Here is a 15,951-nt window from a genome sequence, read left to right as displayed (position 1 = left end):
CATGGCGGTGACCATCCTCTTCCTTGGCCCCCTGCGCGATATGGCTGGCGAGGCCGCCCGCGAGGTTCCCGGGCCGCTCGACTGGGATGGGTTGCTGGCCGTTGTCGGCGAAGAGGTCGCGGGGCAATTGCAGGAGGCGCGCGTCAATGTCGCTTGCCGCGGAAAGGTCTTGGCCGACAAGACCGCGCTCGACGCACAGGATGGCGACGAAATTGCACTGCTTCCGCCGGTCAGCGGCGGTTAGGAGCGGACGATGCGCGACATTCGCCTGCTGGGCCACGCGTTCAACCCGGGCATGCTGATCGAGCCCTTTGTGCAGGCAAACCCCGGCCTGGGCGGCGTATGCACCTTCGTGGGCGAAGTCCGCAGCGATCCGGGCGTCGAGGCGCTTGAACTCACCCATTACGAGCCGCTGACGCTGCCCGGGATGCACGAGCTGGCCGACCGGGCGTTTGGCCGATTCGACCTGCTGGGGCTGCTGATGGTGCACCGGATCGGCCAGCTCCATCCGGGCGAACCGATCGTCTGCGTTTCGGCGGCGGCGAAACATCGCAGGGATGCGATCGATGCGGTCGATTTCTGCATGGACCACCTCAAGAGCGCCGCGTGGTTCTGGAAGCGTGAGAAACGCCCGGATGGCTGGCACTGGATCGAGCCGCGCACCGAGGACCATGCGGATCTCGCTCGCTGGAACGACTAATCGAAGCGATTTGACTTAGGTCAAGGCAAGCGAATCGCCCATTCGGCATGAACTGTCTCAACGGAAGGAGACATCGTCATGTCGAAATTGATTGCCCCCGAACTGATTGCCGAAAAGGCGACCATCGTTGATGCGCCCCATGTGCCGACTACGGTCGATCGCACATTCGAACTGCCCACCGCGCTCTATGGCACCACGGTGGCGTGCTACCTCGGCTTCATCGCATTGATGGCCGGAGCGTTCGGCGCGCCCGCACTGATCATCCCGATGGTGATCTTCGCCTTCATCATTGTCGCCGGCTTTGGCGTGCCCGCAATCTGGGCGACCATGCAGGGCACCGGCGCGAAGCCCGCGATGGGCGCCGGCCAGTTCGCCAATCGCGGGATCATGACTCACACCGGCCGCCTCAAACCGCGTGACGCGGCGGCTCAGGTACTGGTTCTGCCCGTTCTGGTTTTCCTATGGGGACTTGCGGTGGTGACGATAGCCGCAACTATCTAGTTCCCTACCTTCCCGGACCGGAATCGGCAGAGCGCGGGGTTGGCCATCGGTCGACCCCGCGCTTTCCTTTTGTTCAGTTCGGAGCCTTGGCCAGAAGGTCGATCAGTTCTCCGATCACGCGGTCTTCCGCAGCGACGATTCCCTCAAGCTGCACGTTTGCCTGGGCAACTTGTTCGCGCTCAGTGAAAGAAAGCGTCGCATCCGCATAGAGCCGGTCGAGATCGGCCAGCAGTGCGGCTGTGCCCGCGCGGCGCGAATCGAGCTCTGCTATCTCGACTTGTGCGAGCCCCCAGCGCTTGTCTTCAGGGCCTGTTCCGGCGGCATCGGCCACGATCGGGCGCGCCGTTTCCGCATGGGCCAGGAAGCGGGTATGCCGCGCACTTGCCTCTTCCAGCGCCTTGCCGATCTCCTCCACCTGCGTCACGCCCAGCGGGGCAGGGCGCAGCACCGCTGCGGCCGAATCGGGTGCGGCATAGCTGCCTTGTACGCGCTCGAAATCGCGCAGGGACAGCGAAGGATAGCGGTCTGATCCGCCCGCGCAGGCGCCCAGCAAGCCGATGGCAGCGAGCAACGGCAATACGGCGAAGGAAGGTTTGCGTTTCATCGGTCCCCTGCGCATAGCATGGCGGCGTAGCGTTGCCAGCACTTCGCGCTTCGCCCCATTGATGCAAAAAGCCGCGATCCGGCGTTGACTTGGCAGCACCTTTCCCCTAACGGCACCCATCTTTCCGGCTCCACTAATTGGTGGAGCGACGGGTGCGCCCTTTCGCTGAGTGTTGGGGCACAGCTTTAGAATGAGAGTACAACAACCATGTTCGCAGTAGTGCGCACGGGCGGCAAGCAATACCGGGTTGCCGCCGGAGACAAGATTGCAGTCGAAAAGCTCGCTGGCGAAGCCGGCGAAACCGTGACGCTGGGCGATGTCCTGCTCGCGGGTGAAGGCGACAAGCTGGCCGACGCCTCGAAGGTTTCCGTTTCGGCGGAAATCATCGCTCAGGCGAAGAGCGAGAAGGTCGTCGTCTTCAAGAAGCGTCGTCGCCACAACTATCGCCGCAAGAACGGCCACCGCCAGCAGATGACCCTGCTGCGCATCGTGGCTGTCGGCGAAGGCGCCGCCAAGAAGGCTGCCCCGAAGAAGGAAGCGTCGGAACCCGCCAAGGGCGCCGAAGTGACCAAGAGCACGAAGGCAAAGGCTGAAGCTCCGGCGAAGACCGGCGCGACTGCCAAGGCTGCGGACAAGGCAGCGGCACCGAAGAAGGCTCCGGCCAAGAAGGCCGCCGCCAAGAAGACCGAAGCCAAGAAGTAAGGATTACGGACGATGGCACATAAGAAAGCAGGCGGTTCATCGCGTAACGGTCGCGACTCAGCCGGCCGTCGCCTTGGTGTGAAGAAGTTCGGCGGCCAGGAAGTGGTCGGCGGCAACATCATCGTGCGTCAGCGCGGCACTCGCGTTTATCCGGGCACCAATGTCGGCATGGGCAAGGATCACACCCTGTTCGCGCTCGAAAACGGCGTCGTGCGATTCCACAAGGGCAAGCTTGGCCGCAAATACGTGTCGGTAGACATGATTGCGCAAGCAGCCGAATAACCGGACGGTTCGATAACGGGATCGTCCAAGCGGGACGGTCCCAGCCGGGTCAAACCGGCAGCCAAAGAGGGAGATGGGACCAACCCGTCTCCCTCTTGTCGTTTCTCCCTCACAGCCTGGCGAAATCAGCTTTCGCCGCAATGCTAATGTCACGCAGCATGCCTAGTAGGCGCTGCGGGGCGATGAGGAGAAGGAACATGTTCCATTGCACCGAACGGTTGCTGCTGCGGCCGGCCTGGCCGGAGGACTGGCAGGCGGTCCATGCCGGGATCGCCGATGAAGGCGTGGTGCGCAATCTTGCTCGCGCGCCCTGGCCATACCAGCCCGATGATGCGCGCCGGTTTGTCGATCTTCCGGTCGATCCGCGCTTCCCGCGGTTCCTCATCACGCGCGCGCGCGACGCCGCGCTGGTCGGCTGCATCGGCATCGATCCGCATGAGGGCGATGTCGAACTCGGATACTGGATCGCGCGCCAGCATTGGGGGCAGGGCTATGCCAGCGAGGCCGGGGGCGGCGTGCTCGAGATCGCGGCGACTTTGGGCCATTCGCTGGTGATGGCGAGCCATTTCCTCGACAACCCCGCTTCGGGCCGTGTGCTGGCCAAGCTCGGCTTTGCCCCGACTGGCCGCGTGACGCGGCGGCACAGCTGCGGCCGGGGTGAGGATGCGCCTGCCGCGGAATATGCGCTCGATCTGGCGATGCGATCGGACAGCTGGCAACACGCTGCCTGATCCGCGAGTGAGCCCTAGCCAAAGAGAAACCCCGGCGCCTTGCGGAGCCGGGGTTTCGTCGTTTCGAAGAGGCAGGCACTTATTCGGCCGGCTGCATCAGCGCGTCGGTGAACTCGCCATCATGGAGGTTGATCAGCGCGCGATCGTCATGGTCCCACGGATGGAAGCCGGGCTTGAAATAGGCCAGCCAAGCCGGGAAAATCCGCCGCACGACGCCCGGCGACCATGCCAAATACTTGAACAAGCCCCAGCGCGCCTTCCAGCCGGTGATTCCGTCCTGCGCGAGCAGGTTCATCGAATCCTTCCAGCGGTTCGAGAAGAAGCGGCCCGTGACCGAGATCATGATCAGGCTGCGTACCTTCCAGCGCATCCACGGCGTCCAGTCCTTGGTCGCGTGGATCCAGGTGTCATAGGCGACGCCCTTGTGTTCGATTTCCTCGATCGCGTGCCACTGCCACATCTGGCGGACTTCCGGGTCAGCCTTGGCGAAGTGCTTCGGATTGGCGAGGAATTCATGCGCCATCATGGCGGTGTAGTGTTCCAGCGCCATCGTCACCGCGAGGTTGAGAATGGCGGGCCGATCCTTGGTCAGCGCGAGCATTTCCGCGACGCGCGTGTCGATCTTCTTGATGTCATAGCCGTGATCTTCCGCCAGCTTGTTGAAGGCGATGTGTTCACGGGTATGATTGATTTCCTGGCGGACAAAGGCGCGGATTTCTGCCTCAAGCTTGGGCGATGCGCCTTCGCGATGCGCCTTGACCGCTTCGATGAAGAAGGCTTCGCCGCGGGGAAAGGTGGCCGACAGGGCATTGTGCCAGGCGGTTCCGAAGGGTTCGCCCGCCCACCAGCGGCGCGGGGTGCTGTCGCGGTTGAAGCGCTCGTCGCGGACGGTGATCGTCAGATCGGACGGGGTGGGATCAGACCGGTGATTTGTATCGAGATCGATTTTCGAAGGGGCGTTCACGCTGAATGCTCCGGAATTCGGGGTTACTGACAGGACTGTAAGTATCGCTTACTTACACTAGTGTCAATAGGCAGCGTAATCCAGCCCTGGGGTCGCCCTATTCGGCGGGCATCACAGCGTCGGCATAGGGGCTTTCGCTCTTCTGGATCAGCGCGCGATCGTCATGCTTCCACGGGTGGAAACCCGGAGTGAGGATTGCTGCCCATTCGAAGAACATCCGCCGCATCATGCCCGGCTTCCACCACAGGAAGGCATAGAGTTTCCACTTGGCCTGCCGGCGCGAAAACCCGTCCTGCTCGAGCAGGCCGATCGCATCGCGGATGCGGTTGCCGAAATACTTCTTGGTGATCAGCGCGGCGACGAGCGCGCGGGTCTTGTAGCGTTTCCAGGACGACCAGTCGCGCGTTGCATGCAGCCAGATGTCATAGACCAGCCCCTTGTGCTCGATCTCCTCGGTCGCGTGCCAGCGCCACACGTCGGCTGCGACCGGGTCTGCGCCTTCGAGATAGCGCGGATCGGTGAGCAATTGGCGGCTGATGATCGCGGCGAAATGCTCGAGCGCGATAGTGATCGCGAGGTTGAATTCCTTCGGCCGGCCCGCCGCCAGATCCAGCATGGCCTGGATGCCCTGATCGATGCTTTCGACATTGTATCCGTGGTCGGACACCAGCCGGTTGAAAGCGACATGCTCGCGCGTGTGGTTGATCTCCTGCGCGGTGAAAGCCTTGATCTCTCTCGCCAGCTTGGGCGGCAGGCCTTCGCGGAAATCGCGCAAGGTATCGATGAAGAAGGCTTCGCCGCGCGGCAGGCTGGCCGAGACCGAATTGTACCAGGCGGTCGCCACCGGATCGTTCGAATGCCACCATCGCGGGACCATCGCCTTGCGGTCGAATCGGCGATCGCGCACGATCAACTCATGTTCCGCCGGGGTTGCGCTGGCGCGGGCGGTGATACCGCCATCGTCGCTCTTGCCGCTCGCTGTGGAGCGTTCTAGGTCAAGTGAGTGCTGCTCGGTCATCGATCAGGAATCTATTAGGCTTAACAAATAATGACAAGTCGCAAGCGTCTAACCCCCGAGGAATCAAGAAATTCCGCACTGGAAGCGGCGCGCGCATTACTTATTGAAACGGGTCCGCAGTCGGTCACGCTCAAGGCTGTGGCGGCGCGGATCGGGCGCACTCATGCCAATTTGCTGCACCATTTCGGCTCTGCATCGGGCTTGCAGAAGGAACTCGCGCGGCATCTCGCAGAGACCGTCTGCGAGACGATCAAGGATGCCGTCCGCGCCAGCCGGGCAGGGCTGGGCAGCCCGCGTGAAGTGGTCGACCTTGCCTTCGACGCCTTCGACAAGGAAGGCGCAGGAGCATTGGCGAGCTGGATGATCCTGACCGGCAATGAAGATGCGCTGAGCCCGATCGTCGAAACGATCCACCAGCTGGTTGACGATATTGCGCCGGAAGAGGCCGAAGATCACGGCAAGGTGATGCGGCTCCATGAGGAAACGCTGGCACTGGTGCTGATGGCGATGGGCGATGCGCTGATCGGGTCGGCGCTGGCGCGTTCGCTTGGCTTGCCCGAGACGGCCGCGCGCGACCGCGCCCAGCGGATGCTCGAACGTTCGCTCGAACTGATCAATCAGCCGAGCTAAGCGCGGGCCTCATCCATTCGGGTGCAAGCGCGGGTTCGATATTTTCCACCCGCACATGATCGACTGCCACGCCCATTTCTGGATAGGCGGCCTTGCGCCGCTTTTCGTCTGACTGCGCCAATGGCACCACCAGCAGCCGCCGGTTGACCTTCTGGCGCCAGTTCATGCGGGCAGTGTTCTCCTGCCCGACATAGCAGCCCTTGGTGAAGCTCACGCCGTTGAGCTCGACCGCATTGGTTTCAAGCCACAGGATGTCGCCCAGTTCGGCCCGGCCTTCCGGCACCCCCAGGGCAAGGCGATGCGCGAGCCAGGCCGCATCGGCGGCCTTGTCGCTGGCGTCTGCCGGCGCGATCCAGCGCCAGCCGAGCTGCGGCAAGCGGGGGTCCGGCGCCGATCTGTCTCGCTGCTGCGCGCTCCAATGGACCGCCAGAGTCTCGTCAACGGCGATCGCGATCTTGCGGCGCAGGCGATAGAGCGCGAGGCGCTTGACCAGTTCGCCAGCGGTCTCTGCCTCGCAATCGAGCAGCAGGTCGTTTCCGTCGCGCCAGACGAGGAAATCGAACATCGCCTTGCCCTGTGCGGAAAGCAGCGCGGCGTAGACGGGCACATGCCCCGTCACATCATTGGTTACGAGCCCTTGCAGGAATGCGGCGACATCCTCGCCTTCGTCCAGCGGCGCAAGGCGGACGATTGCCCGGGAAAACAAGCAGGTGGCAGCCATCAGTTTCCGATCCTCCTGGCAATGGCTTCGGCGAGCCGAGGGCCGAGTTCCGGCCCCTGCAGGGGATAGAGATAGGGTTCGATCAGCTCGGCTTCCATCAACAAAAGGCCGTCCGCGCTGCGCACCATGTCGATCCGCGCATAGAGCGGGGTTCCGTGCGGCAGCGCATCGACGATTGCTTTCGCCGCGGCAAGATCGCCCGCATCCGGTGTGATCGCCTCTTCACTCCCGCCGTAGAGCGATTGCACGCGGTAATCGCCCGCGGCCGGGCGCTTTACCAGCGCATGCGAGAACTCGCCGTCGATGAAGAGGAAGGAATATTCGCCCTCGCTGGCGATTTGCGGAAGATAGGGCTGGATCATCGCCGGGTGCTGCATCGTCCAGTCGGCGGGGACCTCGCCCTTGCGGTGGATCGACTGGCCTTCCGCACCGGCGCCCACTTGCCGCTTGGCGACAATCGAGTCGCAGCCGAATTGATCGAAAGCGTTTTCGATGTCCGCTGGGGTGGGCTGCTCGACCCAGAGCGTCGGGATGGTCGCCGCGCCGCGCTCGGCCAAATCGCGGAGATAGGTCTTGCGCGAATTCCATCGGACCAGCGCGGGAGGGTTGCACACCGCGACCCCCGCGCCTTCGAGCGCATCAAGCTTGTCGAGGAATTCCTGCTCGAAATCCCAATAGTCCCACGGCGTGCCCACCAGCACCAGCTGGCAACCATCGAAGGCTTCGAGCGGCGCGCGCCAGTCGATCTCATGCAGCGTGCCGCTGCGCGCCGCGAGTGCGGGGCGGATCGCATCGACTTGCAGATCGTGTTCGAAGGCGTCGTCGCGCCGCACGGGAGAGCCGGGCATGGTGCCGGGGCAGGTCAGGAAACCGATTTTCATCGCGCCGCATCTAGGGCTTGCGATCGGTACTGGAAAGAGGCCGATTGCACGACTAGAGCCACGCGTGATGACCGACACGCTGACGATCCGCCGCCCTGACGACTGGCACCTGCATTTCCGAGATGGCGCGATGATGCGTGACGTGGTGCCTTACACCGCGCGCCAGTTTGCCCGCGCGATCGTCATGCCCAACCTCACGCCGCCCGTGACGGATGCGGCCAGTGCCGCCGCCTATCGCGAGCGGATCCTGGGTGCGGTGCCGGCAGGTGTGCAGTTCACGCCGCTGATGACCTGCTATCTCACCGACAATACCGATGCGGACGATCTGGCGCGCGGTGCGGCTGCGGGAGTGTTCACCGCCGCCAAGCTCTATCCCGCCGGTGCCACGACCAATTCAGCCAATGGCGTCACCGATGTGGCGCGGCTCGATCCGGTGCTGGCGCGGATGGAGGCCGAAGGCATCGTGCTGTGCGTCCATGGCGAAGTGACCGATCACGATATCGATGTGTTCGACCGCGAGGCTGAATTTATCGAGCGCCACCTCAAGCGCATCACCCGCGATTTTCCCAGGCTGAAGGTCGTGTTCGAACACATCACCACCTGCGATGCGGTCGATTTCGTGCTTGCGGCGGGGGACAATGTCGGCGCGACAATCACGCCGCAGCATCTTCACATAAACCGCAATGCGATGTTGGTGGGCGGTATCCAGCCGCATAATTACTGCCTGCCGGTGGCCAAGCGCGAAACGCATCGGCTGGCGCTGCGCAAGGCGGCGACCAGCGGCAATGCCAAGTTCTTCCTTGGCACCGACAGCGCCCCGCATGAACGCCACACCAAGGAATCGGCCTGCGGTTGTGCGGGCATTTTCAACGCGCCCTTCGCGCTCGAAAGCTATCTCACCGTATTCGACGAGGAGGGCGCGCTCGACAGGTTCGAAGGGTTCGCCTCGCTGCACGGCCCCGCATTCTATGGCCTGCCCGTGAATGAGGAGAGCGTCACGCTCGAGCGGGCGGACGTCAAAGTGCCCGATGCGGTTCCGGCGGGCGGCAGCGAAGTGGTGCCGTTCCACGCCGGGCAAGTGCTAGGCTGGCGGATCGCGAGCTAGGCCGCAGCAGGCTTGCGCCGCCGCCGCCGCGCCAGGTCCCACACGAAAAGCCCGATAGCCGCCCAGATCAGCGCGAAGCTGGCGATCTGCGCGGGCAGCAGCGGGCGCTCGAACACGGTCAGCCCCAGGATGAAGACGATCGACGGGGCGATGTACTGGAAGAAGCCGAGCGTCGAATAATCCATCCGGCGCGCGGCGAGGGCAAACAGCAGCAGTGGCACGGCAGTAACCACCCCGCCCAGCACGATCGCCAGGCTCAGTTCGAGATCGTGCCCGAAGGATGATCCTGCCGGACCGGCTGCATACCACCACGCAATTCCGCCCGCGAGCGGCAGCAGGATCGCGCTTTCGATCGTCAGGCCCGGCAGCGAGCCCACCGGCACCTGCTTGCGCAGAAGGCCGTAAGTGCCGAAGCTGAGCGCCAGCGTCATGCTGATCCAGAGTGTGGTGAGCGCGCCTGCCAGCAGCACGGCAACGCCCGCGCCTGCCAGAGCCACCGCTGCCCATTGCAGGCGCGACAGTCGCTCCTTGAGCAGAAGAGTGCCGAGCAGCACGTTCACCAGCGGGTTGATGTAATAACCGAGGCTGGCGGCATAGACTTCGCCCGACTGGATCGCCCAGACATAGACGAACCAGTTTACCGCGATCAGCACCGAGCTGGCCATGAGCACCAGCAAGGCCCGGCGATTGGCGAGGGCTGCTTTCACATCGAGAATCTGACCCCGAAACAGCACGATCACGATGCAGATCGGCAGCGTCCAGATGATGCGCCATCCGACGAATTCGAATGGCGGCACGCTCTTCACCAGCAGGAGATAGAGCGGCAGGAAGCCCCAGATCAGATAGGCGCCAAGCGCGGCGTAAAGGCCCGATGGCTGGCCCGGCTGGTCGGAGGTCTGCATGTGTCTGCGCCCCTAGTGCGCGGGCTTCCTTGCGGCAAGCAAGCATTCCTTGCGGGCGGAATCCCGGAACTTTGGATGAACCATTGGGTGCAAAACTCGTCGTGTTTTGTTCATATTATTATTCATAAATATGAACAAACGGCGATTCGCGGGCCACCTACCAGCCTGCTTCATCGCTTGGGTCGTTCTCACCAGCGGCCCCGGCACGGCATCCACCAAGCCGTGGAAAGCGCTCTTGCACCATGTGGTGCAGGGGCGCTTTCAGCTATCGGACAGGCCGACGCCGATGGACGCGCGCGGCTGCTTCATTTCCGTGCTCGCGACCGGATAGGCGCAATAATCGGCCGCATAATAGGCCGAAGGGCGGTGATTGCCTGAAAGTCCGATCCCGCCGAATGGGGCGGCCGACGAAGCGCCATTGGTCGGGCGGTTCCAGTTGATCACCCCGGCGCGCACATTGGCCCAGAAGCGATCGTAATCCTGCGGGTTGCCGCCGATCAGCGAGGCCGAGAGGCCGAAGCGCGTGTTGTTCGCTTCGGCAATCGCGGAATCGAAATCCTTTACCCGGATCACTTGCAGGAGCGGGCCGAACAGTTCGACATCCGGCCGTTCGGGCATGTCGGTGGTGTCGATGATCCCGGGCGTCAGGAAGGGAAGGTCTTCCTGGATACGGCGCATGTGCAGCAGCGGCTTGGCGCCGTGGCTGATCAGGTGGACGAAGCTGCCCATCAGGGCTTCCGCCGTGGGGTTGTCGATCACCGGCCCCATGTAGGGCGCCGGTTCGGCAAAGGGTTCGCCGATGATCAACCGCCGGGTGAGCTTGAGCAGCTCCTGCATCAGCGGTTCGTAAAGATGTTCGAGCACCACCAGGCGACGCGCGGCGGTGCAGCGCTGCCCCGCGGAGGTGAAGGCCGACTGCACGATCAACACTGCCGCATCGGTAAGCAGAGGCGTGTCGATCACCACGATCGGGTTGTTGCCGCCCATTTCGAGCGCCACGATCTTGGCCGGGTTGGTTGCAAGCATGCGGTTGATCGCAATCCCGCCCTGGACCGACCCGGTGAACAGCACCCCGTCGATGCCCTTGTGGCCGACCAGCGCCTTGCCTTCGTCAATGCCGCCGATCGCCAACTGGACCACGCCTTCGGGGATCCCGGCGCGGTGGAAACATTTGACCAGCAATTCGCCGACCGCCGGTGTTTTTTCGCTGGGCTTGAACACGACCGTGTTGCCCGCGATCAGTGCCGGAACGATGTGGCCGTTCGGCAGGTGAGCGGGGAAGTTGTAAGGGCCCAACACCACCAGCACGCCATGCGGCTTGTGGCGCACCGCAGCGGTGCCTTGCAGCGCGCTGTCGAGCTTCTTCTTGCCGGTGCGTTCGGCATAGGCGTTGACCGAAATGTCGACCTTGTTGATCACCGAATCGACTTCGGTGCGCGCTTCCCAAAGCGGTTTGCCGGTTTCGCGTGCGATCAGGTTGGCAAGTTCGTCGCTTGCCGCGCGCACTTCATTGGCGAAACGGCGCAGCAATTCGATCCGGTTCGCGATCGGGCGCGAGGCCCATTCGGGCCAGGCATGGCGCGCAGCCTGCACACAGGCGTCGACGTCGCTCGCTTCACCGCGCCACAATTCGGCGCCGGTTGCGGGCTCGTAGGAAATAAAGCTCTGATCGCTCACGGCAGTACCACCGGTCCCCCTATGGCCACGCGGTTAGTCGTGTAAGCCGCAAATGGGAAGGGGCAGCGCAGCATGCTGCACAGTGCAGTAGTGGGCGAATTCATCTGCGCGCCTCGCCAGAGACATGGCCTGCTGGTTTGGGCGCCGGGCCATGCGCCTCTCCCATGCGGCGGATCGCGGCGACCTTTTCGCACAGTGGCTGCCAGTCGTCGCGCTCGTCGATCGCCGACCAAATGGTCTCAACCTCGTCGATCAGCAGGCTCTGCGGCGCGCTGTCGCTCCAATAGTCATGCTCGCTCTCGATCGGCCGATAAGCGCCGAGAATTTCTCCGAGTTCGCCTTCAGCGCCGCGGCCGCCGCGGTGCGTGTGGAAAAAAGCATCCGGCTGCGCCTTCGTTTCGCGCAGAGCCTTTTCGCATGCGGCTACCAGCATTGCATCGTTTTCGGCATCGCGTTGCTCAAGTCCCATTCGCCAGCACCACCGCCGCGCCACCGCATCCATATAGAGCGGACCGAAGCGATTGAGCGCCGCGATCAGCGGCTCGCTCTCCGCCAGCGGACGCAGCGCCACCGCCAGCTGGCTGCAGTTCCAGTGCAATGCCTCCGGCTGCCTGCCAAATGCGTAAAGCCCGCCCTGGTCGAAATAGGCTGCAGTGAAGCCAGGCTCCCACGCGGGAAGCCAGCGCCACGGGCCATAGTCGAAGCTTTCGCCGGAGACATTCATATTGTCGGTGTTGAGCACGCCGTGGACGAAGCCCGCAACCATCCAGCTTGCGGCCAGATCGGCCAGCCGCTCGACAACCTGGTGCAGCAGGATCACCGCCGGTTCGTCGCGCCCGGGCGCGTCTTCCGGCGGAAGGGGGCCGGGGAAGTGCGCCAGGCAATAGTCGACCAGCTGAGCCAACTGGTCGTGTTCCTCCAATGCCATCAGGCGCTGGAAAGTGCCGATCCGGATGTGACCATGGCTCAGCCGCACCATCACCGCCGATCGCGTGGGCGAAGGCTCGTCATTGCGCCACAGCTCTTCGCCCGTCTCGACAACGGAGAAGGTCTTGGACGTATCTACGCCCAGCGCTTCGAGCATTTCGGTAGCGAGTATCTCGCGAACCGCGCCCTTGAGTGTCAGCCTTCCGTCGCCGCTGCGGCTGAACGGCGTCTGGCCGGATCCCTTGGTGCCGAGGTCGAGCAGGCGACCTGACTCGTCGCGCAATTGCGCGAACAGGAAGCCGCGCCCGTCGCCGATCTCGGGATTGTACACGCGGAACTGGTGGCCATGGTATTTGAGCGCGAGCGGCTGGGGGAGGTTTCCGGGCAGAGGCTGGAACCGACCGAAATGCTCGATCCATTCTGAATCTTCCAAGCCATTGAGGCCGACTGCAGCAGCCCAGCGATCGTTGCGGAAGCGGGTCAGGCAGCGCGGAAAATCGGCGGCATCGACAGGCGAGCCGAGCCAGCCTGAGACTGCCCCGATGGCTGGATCGGGGCGATAGGGCGCGGCAAGTGGATCGCTCGGCATTCAGCCTTAGTGGAGGCTTGCTGTGGCGACCGCAAGGGCACTGTACCGCATCGCGACTTGATTTCCGGTGCGATTTGCCCAAGGCCTGCAGCATCATGAGCGCCACTTACACAGACCAGTACTGGATGAGCCCCGACGGGCTCAAACTGCATTACCGCGATTATGCGGGGTCGGACGAACGGCCTCCGGTGCTGTGCCTGCACGGGCTGACCCGCAATGCACGCGACTTTGCGGGGCTGGCCGAGCACCTTGCAGGCGATTGGCGCGTGATCGTGCCTGAAATGCGCGGCCGCGGCATGAGCGAATATGCCAAGGATTCGAACAGCTATTCGCCCGTCACCTATGTCGCCGATGTCGAAGCGCTGCTGGCGGAACTTGGCATAACCCGCTTCGTATCGATCGGCACGTCGATGGGCGGGCTGATGACGATGCTGCTCGCAATGATCAATCCGGCCCGGCTCGCTGCGGTCGTTCTCAACGATATCGGCGCTGAGGTCGATCCGGCCGGGATCGAGCGGATCGGCGATTACGTCGGGCAGGGGCGCAGCTTCCCCACCTGGATGCACGCCGCGCGCGCCTTGCAGGAAGAGCATGGCAAATGGTTCCCCGATTTCGCAATCGAGACCTGGCTGGAAATGGCGAAGCGCACCATGGTGCTCGGCCAGAACGGGCGGATCGTGTTCGATTACGACATGGCGATCGCCGAACCGTTCAACCAGCCCGGCGGAGCTGCACCTGCGGACCTGTGGCCGGCCTTCGACGCGCTGGCAAATGTTCCGCTGCTGGTGCTGCGGGGGGAACTGTCGGACATACTTTCCGATGCGAGCGTTAAAGCGATGGCGGCGCGCCATCCGGGCATGAGTTCGGTCACGGTACCACGGGTGGGTCATGCGCCAATGCTCGACGAGCCCGAATCGCTCGCTGCGATTGATGCCCTGCTGGCCGGGATCGAATGAGCGAGGCGGGACAGCACACGCCGCGTATCCTGCATTGCCTTCCAGCCGGAGCCGGGGATGTAACCCTGCACCGGATACGCGAGGTGGTTGCAGGACTGGGGGCTGGGTTGCGCCACGAATTCGTCGTGGCGGATGGAGCCGATCCGGCGGAGCTGCTCGACGCGCTTGCTGCCCTCGGGGTCCGTCCGGCAAATGGCTTCCCAGAAGTGCGAGGCGGCTTCGGGCCGCGCCGTTTCGCCCGGCTTGCGAAGGCGATGCAGCCTTATGGACTGGTCTTCTCCTATGGCTGGCCTGCGATCGACCTTGCCATGGCACACACATTGTTTTGCGACAGCATGTCGCTGCCGCAGCTGTTCCATCATGAGGATGGCGAAGGCTGGGATGCGCGGCGCGAAGCCGGTGTGCGGCGGAAGTGGTATCGCCGCCTGGCGTTCGGCAAGATCGACGGCATTGTCGTTGCGACATCGGCGCTGGCATCCTTCGCCAGCGAAGAATGGCAGCAGCCTAAGCGACGCATCCACAATATTCCGACCGCGATTGACACGGTATCTTTCGACCGCCCCGCCAGGCTGGACGCCCTGCGCGTCCGCAAGCGCGAAGGCGAGCACTGGGCCGGGCTTATCGCCCCGCTCGATCGAAGCGTCGATTGGAGCGGGGTCATCGAAGCGTTCAATGCGCTGCCCGAACAGTGGCATTTGGTCATCGTTGGCGAAGGCAGAGCACGCGATGCGATCCTTTCCGCAGCAGCGGAGCTCGAGATAAGCCACAGGGTGCATCTTCCCGGCACAGTGCGCGACCGGGCCGAAGCCCTGGCTCTGTTCGACATGTACCTCCTGCCACCTGGAGGCTCGACCCAGACGCTCGGCGTGCTCGAAGCCATGGCGGCTGGCCTGCCCTTGGCCGGGCATCTACCTGCCGCGCTGGCCGATCTGCCATGCGACGCCAATCGCGAACTGCTCGCGGGCGCGAACGGCAAGGGCGGCCTCGCAAACGGTTTGAAGCTGCTTGCGGAGGACACCCAGCTTCGCCGCAAGCTGGGTGAAGCCAATCGGGAACGGGCCCGCGCGCAATTCGACCGGTCGCAGATGGTCGAGCGCTATCGCGGGCTGGTCGCAGCTGCTCTTGGCCGCGAGTTCTGATCGATGCCCGGGCGCTTCGCTTCACCTGCGGTTCAACCTTTCGGGTACACTGTCGCTGCGCCATTGCGGTTGGCGCATCACGCCCCTAAAAGCGCGCCGACACGCGCATTCAGATGAGGAAAGAGCCAACCAGTGGCGCTAATACCGGGTAGCGGAAAGAATTCCGAAGAGAAGAAAGCGGCTCAGGACGATGTCCTGCTGCGCGAAATCGACGATGCCGTACGCGAAGACCAGTATCGCGAATTCGCGCAGAAATTCGGCAAGCCGCTGCTGGGCTTGGTGATCGGCGGATTGCTGGCCTTCGGCGGCTACCTTTTCTGGGACTCGCGCCAGGAAGGCGCGATGGAAGCCGATTCAGAGCGGCTGGTCGCCGCGCTTGATCAGGCCGAGGCTGGCAATCTCGCCAGCGCCAATTCCACCATCGAGGCACTCGCCGGGGAAACCGAAGGCGGGGTGAAGGCTGCCGCGCTGCTGATGCAAGCGGGCATTGCGATGGACCAGGGGCGCACCGCTGACGCAGTGAAGATCTACGCCCAGGTCGCCGCTGACGAAGATACGCCGCCCGCCTTGCGCGATCTCGCCTCGATCCGCGAAATGTCGGCAAGTTTCGACACGCGCGACCCGGCCGAGGTGATCGCCCGGCTCGAACCGCTCGCGGTGCCCGGCAATCCGTGGTTCGGCAGCGCCGGAGAGCTGGTAGCGATGGCCTATAGCGAAAAGGGCGACACCAAGCGCGCCGGAACCCTTTTCGGCGAAATCGCTCGTTCCGAAGACGTGCCCGATACGCTGCGCTCGCGCGCTCGGCAGATGGCGGGGCTTCTTGGCGTTGACGCAATCGAAGATGCCGACGCTTTCATTCAGGACCAGCGGACCCCCGCTGGCGATGAGGCACAGGCTGCGCAATAGGCGCCACAAAATCGAC

The 15,951-nt window shown here is 63.7% G+C and carries 19 protein-coding genes; 11 read left to right on the top strand and 8 right to left on the bottom strand.

From position 1 onward, the window contains the following. Window position 1 precedes the first annotated feature (1 nt). The 3 genes from VRS74_RS07935 to VRS74_RS07925 all read left to right on the top strand — a co-directional run bounded on the left by VRS74_RS07935 (window position 2) and on the right by VRS74_RS07925 (window position 1,201). Window positions 2–244: a MoaD/ThiS family protein gene (locus tag VRS74_RS07935; RefSeq protein ID WP_354144706.1), complete on the top strand. Its 243-nt coding sequence runs from the start codon at window positions 2–4 to the stop codon at window positions 242–244. Window positions 245–253: 9 nt separating this feature from the next. Then, window positions 254–700 (top strand): molybdenum cofactor biosynthesis protein MoaE, encoded by a 447-nt coding sequence (locus VRS74_RS07930; protein WP_354144705.1) that lies wholly within the window; start codon window positions 254–256, stop codon window positions 698–700. A 78-nt stretch (window positions 701–778) separates the two neighbouring features. Continuing rightward, window positions 779–1,201 carry a hypothetical protein gene (locus tag VRS74_RS07925; protein WP_354144704.1) on the top strand — a complete coding sequence of 141 codons (423 nt, stop codon included), beginning with the start codon at window positions 779–781 and terminating at the stop codon, window positions 1,199–1,201. A gap of 73 nt (window positions 1,202–1,274) precedes the next feature. Here the strand turns inward: VRS74_RS07925 and VRS74_RS07920 are convergent, their stop codons facing one another. After that, window positions 1,275–1,805 carry a hypothetical protein gene (locus tag VRS74_RS07920; protein WP_354144703.1) on the bottom strand — a complete coding sequence of 177 codons (531 nt, stop codon included), beginning with the start codon at window positions 1,803–1,805 and terminating at the stop codon, window positions 1,275–1,277. 207 nt (window positions 1,806–2,012) lie between these two features. Here VRS74_RS07920 and rplU point away from each other — a divergent pair, with 207 nt between their 5' ends. The 3 genes from rplU (at window position 2,013) to VRS74_RS07905 (ending at window position 3,520) form a co-directional block, all read left to right on the top strand. Continuing rightward, entirely contained in the window at window positions 2,013–2,507 is a 495-nt protein-coding gene (rplU, locus tag VRS74_RS07915) for a 50S ribosomal protein L21 (RefSeq protein WP_354144702.1), read from the top strand. Window positions 2,508–2,519: 12 nt separating this feature from the next. Further along, window positions 2,520–2,789 (top strand): 50S ribosomal protein L27, encoded by a 270-nt coding sequence (gene rpmA, locus VRS74_RS07910; protein WP_354144701.1) that lies wholly within the window; start codon window positions 2,520–2,522, stop codon window positions 2,787–2,789. A gap of 197 nt (window positions 2,790–2,986) precedes the next feature. Further along, window positions 2,987–3,520, top strand: coding sequence for a GNAT family N-acetyltransferase (locus VRS74_RS07905; protein WP_354144700.1), 534 nt, complete (start codon window positions 2,987–2,989; stop codon window positions 3,518–3,520). A gap of 79 nt (window positions 3,521–3,599) precedes the next feature. Here the strand turns inward: VRS74_RS07905 and VRS74_RS07900 are convergent, their stop codons facing one another. After that, window positions 3,600–4,484, bottom strand: a complete 885-nt coding sequence (locus VRS74_RS07900; RefSeq protein ID WP_354144699.1) for a metal-dependent hydrolase — start codon at window positions 4,482–4,484, stop codon at window positions 3,600–3,602. A 97-nt stretch (window positions 4,485–4,581) separates the two neighbouring features. Further along, entirely contained in the window at window positions 4,582–5,502 is a 921-nt protein-coding gene (locus VRS74_RS07895; protein WP_354144698.1) for a metal-dependent hydrolase, read from the bottom strand. 30 nt (window positions 5,503–5,532) lie between these two features. Here VRS74_RS07895 and VRS74_RS07890 point away from each other — a divergent pair, with 30 nt between their 5' ends. Further along, entirely contained in the window at window positions 5,533–6,132 is a 600-nt protein-coding gene (locus VRS74_RS07890) for a TetR/AcrR family transcriptional regulator (RefSeq protein WP_354144697.1), read from the top strand. On the opposite strand, the gene ygfZ is transcribed toward VRS74_RS07890, so the two are convergent. Further along, window positions 6,116–6,853: a CAF17-like 4Fe-4S cluster assembly/insertion protein YgfZ gene (gene ygfZ / locus VRS74_RS07885; RefSeq protein WP_354144696.1), complete on the bottom strand. Its 738-nt coding sequence runs from the start codon at window positions 6,851–6,853 to the stop codon at window positions 6,116–6,118. The two genes, VRS74_RS07890 and ygfZ, sit on opposite strands and share 17 nt — an antisense overlap. Next, complete coding sequence (locus VRS74_RS07880) at window positions 6,853–7,734, bottom strand: ATP-grasp domain-containing protein (RefSeq protein ID WP_354144695.1); 882 nt, start codon at window positions 7,732–7,734, stop codon at window positions 6,853–6,855. Before VRS74_RS07880 ends, ygfZ begins: the two co-directional genes overlap by 1 nt. 67 nt (window positions 7,735–7,801) lie before the next feature. Between VRS74_RS07880 and pyrC the strand changes: the two genes are divergently transcribed. Next, complete coding sequence (pyrC, locus tag VRS74_RS07875; RefSeq protein ID WP_354144694.1) at window positions 7,802–8,839, top strand: dihydroorotase; 1,038 nt, start codon at window positions 7,802–7,804, stop codon at window positions 8,837–8,839. On the opposite strand, the gene rarD is transcribed toward pyrC, so the two are convergent. The 3 genes from rarD to VRS74_RS07860 all read right to left on the bottom strand — a co-directional run bounded on the left by rarD (window position 8,836) and on the right by VRS74_RS07860 (window position 12,934). After that, entirely contained in the window at window positions 8,836–9,741 is a 906-nt protein-coding gene (gene rarD / locus VRS74_RS07870; RefSeq protein ID WP_354144693.1) for an EamA family transporter RarD, read from the bottom strand. The two genes, pyrC and rarD, sit on opposite strands and share 4 nt — an antisense overlap. Window positions 9,742–10,002: 261 nt before the next feature. Continuing rightward, complete coding sequence (astD, locus tag VRS74_RS07865) at window positions 10,003–11,418, bottom strand: succinylglutamate-semialdehyde dehydrogenase (protein ID WP_354144692.1); 1,416 nt, start codon at window positions 11,416–11,418, stop codon at window positions 10,003–10,005. 100 nt (window positions 11,419–11,518) lie between these two features. Then, window positions 11,519–12,934, bottom strand: a complete 1,416-nt coding sequence (locus VRS74_RS07860; RefSeq protein WP_354144691.1) for a protein adenylyltransferase SelO — start codon at window positions 12,932–12,934, stop codon at window positions 11,519–11,521. Between the two features lie 95 nt (window positions 12,935–13,029). Here VRS74_RS07860 and VRS74_RS07855 point away from each other — a divergent pair, with 95 nt between their 5' ends. The 3 genes from VRS74_RS07855 (at window position 13,030) to VRS74_RS07845 (ending at window position 15,935) form a co-directional block, all read left to right on the top strand. Next, window positions 13,030–13,890: an alpha/beta fold hydrolase gene (locus VRS74_RS07855; protein WP_354144690.1), complete on the top strand. Its 861-nt coding sequence runs from the start codon at window positions 13,030–13,032 to the stop codon at window positions 13,888–13,890. Next, window positions 13,887–15,029 (top strand): glycosyltransferase family 4 protein, encoded by a 1,143-nt coding sequence (locus VRS74_RS07850; protein ID WP_354144689.1) that lies wholly within the window; start codon window positions 13,887–13,889, stop codon window positions 15,027–15,029. Before VRS74_RS07855 ends, VRS74_RS07850 begins: the two co-directional genes overlap by 4 nt. A gap of 132 nt (window positions 15,030–15,161) precedes the next feature. After that, the gene (locus VRS74_RS07845; protein ID WP_354144688.1) at window positions 15,162–15,935 is read left to right on the top strand and encodes a tetratricopeptide repeat protein; all 774 of its coding nucleotides are present in this window, start codon (window positions 15,162–15,164) and stop codon (window positions 15,933–15,935) included. Window positions 15,936–15,951: the final 16 nt, after the last annotated feature.

This window comes from Altererythrobacter litoralis, assembly GCF_036324225.1.
Taxonomy (GTDB): Bacteria; Pseudomonadota; Alphaproteobacteria; order Sphingomonadales; family Sphingomonadaceae; genus Erythrobacter; species Erythrobacter litoralis_A.
This window is presented reverse-complemented; position numbering and strand designations above follow the sequence as displayed.